Source organism: Embleya sp. NPDC050154 (genome assembly GCF_044460165.1).
Classification (GTDB): domain Bacteria; phylum Actinomycetota; class Actinomycetes; order Streptomycetales; family Streptomycetaceae; genus Embleya.
Window position 1 is genome coordinate 141,857 of record NZ_JBITJP010000030.1, and the last position, 9,144, is coordinate 151,000.

At 68.5% G+C, this 9,144-nt stretch carries 5 protein-coding genes and 1 pseudogene; 3 read left to right on the top strand and 3 right to left on the bottom strand.

All coding sequences use genetic code 11. The features are described 5' to 3' along the window. Positions 1-185: 185 nt before the first annotated feature. Complete coding sequence (locus ACIBSV_RS42380) at positions 186-650, bottom strand: hypothetical protein (protein WP_395872823.1); 465 nt, start codon at positions 648-650, stop codon at positions 186-188. A 498-nt stretch (positions 651-1,148) separates the two neighbouring features. Between ACIBSV_RS42380 and ACIBSV_RS42385 the strand changes: the two genes are divergently transcribed. The 3 genes and pseudogenes from ACIBSV_RS42385 (at position 1,149) to ACIBSV_RS42395 (ending at position 4,653) form a co-directional block, all read left to right on the top strand. Continuing rightward, positions 1,149-1,988, top strand: a complete 840-nt coding sequence (locus ACIBSV_RS42385) for an IS5 family transposase (protein ID WP_395872824.1) — start codon at positions 1,149-1,151, stop codon at positions 1,986-1,988. Between the two features lie 1,004 nt (positions 1,989-2,992). After that, positions 2,993-4,236: pseudogene (locus ACIBSV_RS42390) on the top strand (IS110 family transposase). A 213-nt stretch (positions 4,237-4,449) separates the two neighbouring features. Then, on the top strand, positions 4,450-4,653 hold the full coding sequence (locus ACIBSV_RS42395; RefSeq protein ID WP_395872825.1) for a hypothetical protein: 204 nt from the start codon (positions 4,450-4,452) through the stop codon (positions 4,651-4,653). A gap of 1,999 nt (positions 4,654-6,652) precedes the next feature. Here the strand turns inward: ACIBSV_RS42395 and ACIBSV_RS42400 are convergent. Further along, on the bottom strand, positions 6,653-7,048 hold the full coding sequence (locus ACIBSV_RS42400; RefSeq protein ID WP_395872826.1) for a hypothetical protein: 396 nt from the start codon (positions 7,046-7,048) through the stop codon (positions 6,653-6,655). Continuing rightward, complete coding sequence (locus ACIBSV_RS42405; RefSeq protein ID WP_395872827.1) at positions 7,045-7,320, bottom strand: hypothetical protein; 276 nt, start codon at positions 7,318-7,320, stop codon at positions 7,045-7,047. Before ACIBSV_RS42405 ends, ACIBSV_RS42400 begins: the two co-directional genes overlap by 4 nt. Positions 7,321-9,144: the final 1,824 nt, after the last annotated feature.

The window sequence follows — 9,144 nt, forward strand, 5'->3', positions numbered from 1 at the left end:
CCGCGGGGCTGCGGTTGTCGGCGCGGTCGACCGCCACGAACCGGCGGCCCGGCCGAGTCATCGGGCTCGGAGGCTCTTCTCTTGAAGAGGTATCCATCGAGCGCGTCCGCGCCTCGATGCCCGCTGCGACCGGAGTTCGCCACGAACCCTCCGTGCTTGAGGATTCGGCGCGTGGGTGGTGTCCGTCAGTTCATCTTCGGGCTGCCGGTCAGGGACCAGGTCTTCTGCCCTTCACCGTCGTTGTTGATGTTGTAGTAGACGACGCCGTCGGCCGTCCAGCCCCCTCTGGGCTGGGGAACGACTGCCTCTGAGGCGATCGCCGTGGCGCCCCAGTCGGATCCGTTGATTTTGAAGTCGATGTCCCCGTGGCGGGTCGACTTGGAGACGTCATTGCGCTCGAGCCGTACGAAGACGTCGAACTTCTCGAAAGGCGATGCGCCGTTGGCGTCGCCCCGGTCCCATGTCACGGTCGCCACCGCTCGTCGCGAGGAGGCCGTCCCGTTCACACACAACTGGATGGTCACCGAAACGTCCGATGCCCACGGAATGTCGAACCTCCGCGTGTTCTTTTGGCATTGGGACGCCGCTTCGGCGGTGGGGGCGGCGACAACAGTGAAGAGGGCACTCGAAGCCATCAGAAAGGCGCTCATGCCCAGGACACGTCTACGCAAGGGAATTCCGATCTCGGACGACACGGCCGGCATTCCCGAAGGACGGTCCGTGTCAGGGAAGTTGAAGGCATCACATGATGACCTGCGGACCGGACACGCGACTATCCGATCCGCGCACGACCAGGCCCTGATCGGGAGTGGCGGGTCCGCGGCCTGCCCCGGCCCTTGATTCGACGGCGGGCCTCGGGACGGGCGAGGACGATCCCGGTGTGGAACCCCGGTTATCCGGCGCGGGGTCTCCCAGGATGAAGTCAGTGGGGATTTAAGAATAGATTGAGACGTTAAGTCGCTTCGCTGCCAGTGGCATTCGGGGTGATTTGCGCCATACCTGCATCCTGGCATCCGCGAAGCTCTGACCTCAGGTGCCTGATTGCTCCGCTCATCGCACCCGGATTCCGTCTAGCTTGTCGATGGCACAGAAACTCCCTATCAGCCAAGTACGGTTCTCGGCGCGGCTGTTCGTGTATGAGCTCTTCCGTGAGCCAGCGGAAGCCGTACCCCAGCGACCTGTCCGACGCCCGATGGGCCCTGATCGAGCCGACCCTGACGGCCTGGCAAAAAGCCCGGCTCGACCGCAGACCCACCGGCCAGCCGGCCAAAGTCGACCTCCGCGACGTGTTCAATGCGATTCTCTACGTGAACCGCACCGGAATTCCCTGGAAATACCTTCCACACGACTTTCCGACCCACGCCACGGTCTACGCCTACTACGCCGCGTGGCGCAACGAGGGAATCTTCGCCCGGCTCAACTACGACCTGACCGCACTGGCCCGCGTGAAGGAGGGCCGCAAGCCCGAACCCACAGGCTCCGTCATCGACACCCAGAGCGTGAAGACCTCCACCAACGTGCCCCTGACCAGCCAGGGAACGGACGCCGCAAAGAAGATCGTGGGCCGGAAGCGAGGCATCCTCACCGACACGATCGGCCTCGTCCTCGCCGTGACCGTCACCGCCGCGAGCCTCTCCGAAAACGCCCTGGGAATACGCCTCCTCGACCAAGCCAAGAAGACGTACCCGACCATCGCCAAGAGCTGGGTGGACACCGGCTTCAAGAAAGCCGTCGTCGAGCACGGCGCCCGGCTCGGAATCGACGTCGAAGTCGTCGACAGAAAACCCGGAGTTCGCGGATTCCACGTCCTCAAAAGGCGCTGGGTAGTGGAGCGGAGTATCGGATGGATCATGATGCACCGACGTCTCGCCCGCGACTACGAGACCCTCACCGCCAGTTCCGAAGCCATGATCCACGTCGCGTCGATCGACAACCTCGCCAAGCGCATCACGGACGAGACCACACCAACCTGGCGAGGAACCTACTAGGGCATAAGGAGTAATTCGCCCACACTAAACGCCCTCTGAGACAGATGCACGGCCGAGCCGGATTCCCCCTGCTCCGCCACCGCATCCTCCTCCAGTGATCACTACACGGCGCTACCACCGATTACGGGCCAGAGCCGAACTTTTTACAGTCCCTCCCGGGCTGATTTTCCTGCCCGGATTTCCACACGATTTTCGGGCGCAGTTTCCGAGTGGGCCGGGTTCGTCGGTGTCGGGCAGGGGCGTGGCGTGGCGTTGTTCGGCTCTCGGTGGTGGGGTTTGTGGCGGGATCGGGCGTGAGGGTCGCCAGCGGGTTCCCGGTGGTGTCCGGGGGTGGGTTCGCGGTCGCCGTCGAGGGCCGGTGGCGGCGATGATTTGTGTGCGGTGTCCGCCCCAGGGTCCGTCCTCGGTGCGGAGTTCGGCGGGGGCTGCGTCCTCGTCCGGTGTGGTGAAGGCGCGGACGCCGGGCTTTGGACGGCTTCCTTTCGGTGTTGCGGAGTTTGGTTGCCGGTGTGATTCCCAAGGTCTTGTTTCCTAATTCGTGTGTAGGCGGTTCCGCCCGGCCCCTTGCGGGTCGGTGGACTGGTTGCCGGATGGGTACGGGATCTCGTCAGGTCTTCCAGGCCTGGTATGAGGTCGGCAGGTCCATCCGGGACGGGTTTCGTGGTGGTCCCGGGACGGGTTTCGTGGTGGTCACGTGGGCGCCGGGCCGACTCCTGTCGTTTCCCGGCCCGGTGAGGCCTTACGAAAGAACGGTGGCGCCCGGCGTTCTCGGGCCGCCGCGAAACTCCCGCCGGTGCCCGGGCGTTGATCGTCGTGGTGTGAGCCCTCCGCGGGGTGACCTCTCGCTTCCTCCCGAGCCGTCGAGCTCTGCCCGAGACGGAGGCCCCCGCGGTTCGCTGGTGCCGCGAACGGCTAGTGAGATGGCGGACCGATCGAGTCCTGGAATTAGGTCGCCGCGTGGCCCGCACAGGCTCACCACCTGCGCGAACAGCAACGGAACGGAGATGGATGTGACGGTGTTCTGCGGCATCGACTGGGCCGAGTCCCACCACGACGTCGCCCTGGTCGACCAGGCGGGCACCTTGCTCGCCATACGCCGTATCGGCGACGACGCGGCCGGCTACCGGCTCCTGCTGGACCTGCTCGCCGAGCACGGCGACAGCCCCGAGGAGCCGATACCGGTGGCCATCGAGACCGGCCGCGGCCTGCTGGTGCCGCCCTTCGCACGGGCGAACGGCCGATCCACACGGTCAATCCGCTGTCCGCCGCGCGCTACCGGGACCGGCACGGCGTCTCCCGCAAGAAGTCCGACCCCGGCGACGCCCTCGTCCTGGCGAACATCCTGCGCACCGACATGCACGCGCACCGCGTTCTGCCGGCCGACAGCGATCTCGCCCGCGCCATCGCCGTCCTGGCCCGCGCCCAACAGGACGCCGTCTGGGCTCGCCAACAGCTGGTCAACCAGGTTCGATCGCTGCTGCGCGAGTACTACCCGGCCGCCCTGGAGGCTTTCCAAGGCAAGCAGTACGGTCTGGCCCGGGCGGACGCCCGCGCCGTCCTGACCGCCGCACCCACCCCGGCCGCGGCCTCCCGGCTGAGCCTCGCCCAGCTGCGCGCCGCGCTCAAACGCGCTGGCCGCCAACGCGGCATCGACGCCGAGGTCGAACGACCGAAGGCGATCTTCCGAGCCGAACACGCCCGCCATCCGGCGGCGGTCGAGGACGCCATGGGCCTCCAACTCAAGGCATTGATACGGCAGTTGGACGCGGCCTGCGCGGCGGCCGACGAACTCGCCGAGGCGGTGGAGACGCATTTTCGACGGCACCCGGACGCTGAGATCCTCCTCAGCTTCCCCGGCCTGGGGGTCCAGCTCGCCGCCCGGGTGCTCGCCGAGATCGGAGACGACCGCGACCGCTTCGCCGACGCCCGCGGGCTCAAGGCCTACGCGGGATCGGCCCCCATCACGCGCGCCTCGGGCAAGAAACGCTACGTCGGGCGTCGCTTCATCAAGAACGACCGGCTCATCACCGCCGGCTTCCTCTGGGCCTTCGCCGCTCTTCAGGCGTCCCCCGGAGCCGACGCCCACTACCGGCGAAGGCGCGAACACGGCGACTGGCACGCCCAGGCCCAGCGGCACCTGTTCAACCGGATGATCGGACAGCTCTACCACTGCCTGCAAACCGGAAAACACTTCGATGAGCGACACGCGTTCACCTCCTCCTCAACGGATCTGGCCATCGCGGCTTGACTTGTTAGGCACGTGAGATGTCTTTCGGTGTCGTGTGCAATTGGGATATGGGCCGTGTTGCTTCCCTTTATCGACGCCCCGAGCGATGGGGATATGATCCCTTCCATGGATGATTCGCGAGACCACCCGCATTGTGGAATTTGTTATCATTCGATGGATGCCCGACATTCTGAGGGGCACAATGAGGGGCCGGAGGGCGGGGAAGAGGAGCGAATGGCGTTCGTCGTGGTGGAACTGCGCGGGGCTGTAGCGCACTTCCGGGCCGTCGACGACTCCTCCCGCACGTACAGGACGGGTGCCACCACACTGGCGCAACAACTCGGGATCGACCCCTCGGACCTGCCGGGCCGCCACTACACATGCCGGGTGACATCCGACGAATACGGTGTCACCCGAAGTGGGTTCGAACTCGCCTGAAACCCCTTCCGGCGATGGCTGAGCGACAGGCTCGCCGCGGCTGGCTCCGCCTTTCCCGCCGAGGCCGTCTTCTGCTTCGCCCCCGCCAACCGCTACCGAGTTCCGCGACGCGTACCTCCACTCGGACGGCGACGACGGACAGGTGCGCGCCCTCCAGGCGTACGGAGTGGTCCACCGGGTGATGTCGGCCTTGGCTTTTCTCGCCGCCCACGCCCGCGACCGCTGTGGCGCCACCGGCACCGCGAACGTCGAAGTCGACCTGGTCGACAAGATGTACTCCCACCCCTACGCCCCGCCGGAGCCCTATCCGCGTCCCGGCGTGCCTGTGAATGTGTGGTGTGGTGTCAACGGGTTGATGACAGCGTTCCCGGTTTCGGTTTCTCCGTGTTGAGCTGGGGTTTGTCCGGCTGATCGCGGGATTCTTGGCTGTCACGGACTGACCGATCTGCTGTCGTGGCCCGCCCAACAGCGGCCGGCACATGCGTGGCCTGGCCGTCGTGGGGATGCACATTCCTGTGTCGGCCGGCCCGAGGGCGGGGTGTGCTTGCGGGTATGAGCGCGAAGTCGTCTCCACCGCCGGCGGTTTCGGTCCCGGACGGCCTCCGGCCGCCGCCCGCCGCTGCCGCGCAAACGTCGTCACCCACGCCCGTGTCACCAGACCGGGCCCTGACACGCCGGTTGGTGGTGTCCCGTCTTCTCGCGCTGGACGAGGCCGGAACGGTGGAGACGGTGCACGTGCGGATCGCCGCGACCGCGGCCGGGGTGACGCCGCGCACGGTGTGGCGGTGTCCGGCGATCGCCCGCGAGTCCGGACAGGCGGAACCGGCCACGCGACGGCACTCCTTCACGCTCACCGACGTATTGTGGGCGCTTCTGTCGGACCTGGGCCCGAACGTGAAGGCCTTGCACCACTGGATGCGGGAACACCCACACGAGGCTCTGCCGTCGCCGGCCACGAACCCCCCGCCATCCCTGACGACGCACTACCGCGCCGTGCGGGAAGAGCAACGCGAGGGCCGTGTCCAGGAGATCTCCCGGCCCGCGCACGCCCGACACGACCCCGATCGCCACGACCGCGCCCTGGCCGAGCTCGCGCTCCCCGGGCACGGTCGACGAGGCCGGCCGGATCACCCTGCCGCCCCCGAGCGAGCTCACCCCGGCCGCGGCCGGGACCGACCCCGCCGCGACCCGGCCGTCGCGGTTCGCTCACGGCGCGCGCCTGTACACACCCGGCGCGCACCCGGTGTCGACGCGCCGACTCGGCGAGGTCACCGAAGCCCTCGTCCACACCGTCGCCGCCCACAGGATCGTGTGCGTGTACGGCGTCCCCGGCCACGGCAGGACGGTCGCGCTCCACCGGGCGCTGCGCCCGCTCCCGCGTCGCGTTCCGGTACGCCGCGCGCCGGTGGCGGTCAAACCCGCGCTGCCTCAGTTGCGCGCCGCGCTGCTCACCGCGTTCGGCCTGCCGGCCGTCCACTCGACGAACCACCCCCACGTTGTCGACCGCGCACTCCTGGACGCCCTCGAACCCCCTGGCATGTTCGTGATCGGCGACGCCGTGACGCGTCGCCGCCCCCGAACCCGCCACCCGTGCGCGCGCGGACGTCCCAGTGCACGTCCTCCCCGGTCACCGTGTCGATGCCCGCAACCCGTGCGCGCGTGGACGTCCCCACCATCCCGGTCGAGCAGGTCGTCCCCGAGCAAGTCGCCGCACCGCGCCCGCGCCCGGGGTGTCCGCCGCCTGCATGTCGAGGCCGAAGCCGCGGGGCGTCTGCTCCACATCCGCCTCGTCGGGAGCCGGCACGTCGTGGTGCGAACGCGCGAGGGGATCGGGAACGCGGACTCGGTCGCCAGGCTTCGTGCCCGGATGCGCGGCCGGTCACCGGTGGGTGACCGGCCCACGGGGCGCGCCTCGTGCTCGAGGGTGCGGTGTGTGTGGTGGCGTGGCGCCTCGATCGAGGTGCCGGGACGGTTTCCCGTCGTGGTCGTTCTCCCGCCGTCAGAACCCGAGCATGCCGGGGGAGTCGATGTCCACGGTGACGATGCCGGGCGGGTAGGCGTCCTCGCGGGTGGTCAGCAGGATCGACATGCCGGTGAACTCGGCCCGGGGCAGGGCACAGTACAACGCGTGGCAGGTGTCCGGGCCGCCGAGGCCGTCGCGAATCATCGTGCCGACCGCGACGGAGGCGACCGTCTCCAAGGGGTCGACGTGCACACTCGACAGTGCCAGGACCCGGTGGGCGACTCCCTGTGTGTCGGCTTCGGCCTGCACCAGACACAGCGCCGGGACGACCAGGTGGTCGCCGGGAGTGCGGGCCATGTTCCCCGCGAGGAGGGCGAGCGTCTTGTGACCCGCGGCCAGGGCCGTGACCGCGCCGGTGTCCAGGATGATCACGCGCGGCTCTTCCGGGCCTTCTCGGCGGCGATGCGGTGAATGTTGGCCAGGATGTCGGGCGCGCCGTCGAATTCCTCCTCGGTGATCGGGGCGCCGATCACCGAACGCACCGTCTCCCGATCGGCAGCCAGACGCTCGGCCCGCTGCGCGGCGGTCGGCTGCTCGGCGGCCAACGCCTCGACCAACTGGCCGATGCTCAACCCACGCTCCCTGGCGAGTTCGGCGAGATGGTCACGAGTCTCTCGCGGCACCTGGATCGTCGTCGATGTCATAGCACGACTATAGACCTACTACAGACCGTGCCGCACGCCTCCATCGCCGCTGCGCCTGGACCACTTCGGGTACTTCGTGCAGTGCGAGGTGTTCCGGGACGCCGTCGGCGTCCGCGTCCAATCCCCACCGTGCGTGCCGCGCACACGCCCGCTCCCACCGCGCCGCGTAGCGAACCACCCGTACCGGCCTGCAGGTGCGCCGTGCCGTACACAGTCGACATCCGAACGCCGCCGGCCCCATCACGGCGCCGCCCACCCGCCACATCTCCTGCGGTATGACCCCAGGAGGGCAACGCCCGCGCGAGCACCTCCTCCTCGACCCCGCACAGCTGCGCCAATGTCCGCCGCCCCGCCGCGTCGAGGATTACCTCCGCGTCCGCCCGTCGCGCCCCGCTCCCGTGCCGGGGGCGGTGGTTGACCCATCGCCAACGACCCGCCAGGGCGTCGGCGCCAGCCCGTAGAATCCGGCGACCCGACCCACGAACGACCACGTCGTCTCACCCCTCAACGGGGCGACCCGAAACACTCCCACCGGTACCAAAGCACACCCCCGACCCACTACGATCCCTCACACCCCACCGCACACGAAGCCCCCGGCCCGACACGGCCTCAGCGGCGCATGCCGAGCTGCCCCCGGCAGCGGTTTCCGCTCGCCCCCGACAGCGAACCACGCCGGGCGCGTCCGTCGTCGACCGTTCGGCCCGGCCGCACCCCGACGGCCCGGCCATCCCGACCACGACGGCACCGGCCGCGTCGAGCACCGGCCCGATCCTCCGGCACGAGCCCGGGACGCCGCCCGTGTCGTTTCGCGGTTGCCGTTGCGCAGGCGGCCGGCCCCGTGTCGACCCGCCCCCCGATGGCGTCGTCCGCTGCGCCGTGTGTGGTCGCGGTGGGAGGCCCTGTCGTTTTTGTTGTCTGGTTTCTGTGGTGGGGTTTCTGTGTGGTTTTCCTTACGACTTTCGGTCAGGGGTGTGGGTTCGTCGGCGTCGCCCAGCGCCGTCCTGCGGCGTTGTTCGGGCTCGGCCGCGGGCTGTGGCGGAATCGGAGCGTGAGGGTCGCAGGGGACATCCGGCGGCCTTGCCGGGGCTGTTCTGGTGGTTCGAGGCGGGGCTCGCGACGACGGTGGAGGGCGTGGTCGCTGCGCCTGGAGGTCGGTGTCGGGTCGGCCCGTTGGGTGCGGCGGTGGGGCCGCGGAGCGGACCCGGTGGTGGTCTCATGTCGTCGTCCGGTGAATTCTCATCGGACTGTCCCATGGGGCGCGTGGGTGCGAAACCGGGATCTGTCTTCGTCCGTAGGGGAGTTGGTGATCTCGTCTCGGCCGGGTGAGTGGGACGACGCCCCGGGATCGGCCGGCCACAGGTGAGAATGCCCTGCCCGACGGACCGGAACGCACCATCGGGGTCGGGCCCCGGTGGGGCCTGTGGATTTCCCCGAATCGTACCCGGTGCAAAGCTTTGATGCACCGTCTCGTCCGTGATGCGATGCCCTACCTATATTGGAAGTCTTCAGCCGATCGTGAAGTCGCCTATTTTCAATGATGGTTGACGTATGACGGTTCCAAGTACTGTTGTGTTGTGCGAAGTTACTTCACCTCACAGGCCGGCGTCTCGGCCCGCCGACTCCGCAGTGGATACGGAATCGCACACGAACCCGCCTTGTTGCCGGCGTAGTTCCGGAGTACAGCGGCCCGTGGGTCGGAGCCTTCGACTCGGCGGGCAAGCGCGTAGCGTTTGCGTGTTGGTTGGAAGTGCCGGAGCCACTTCCACCCAACACTGCTTGCGACCCGTAGGGTCGCGCGTCGTGTCTGCGGAGCAGACCGCGCGC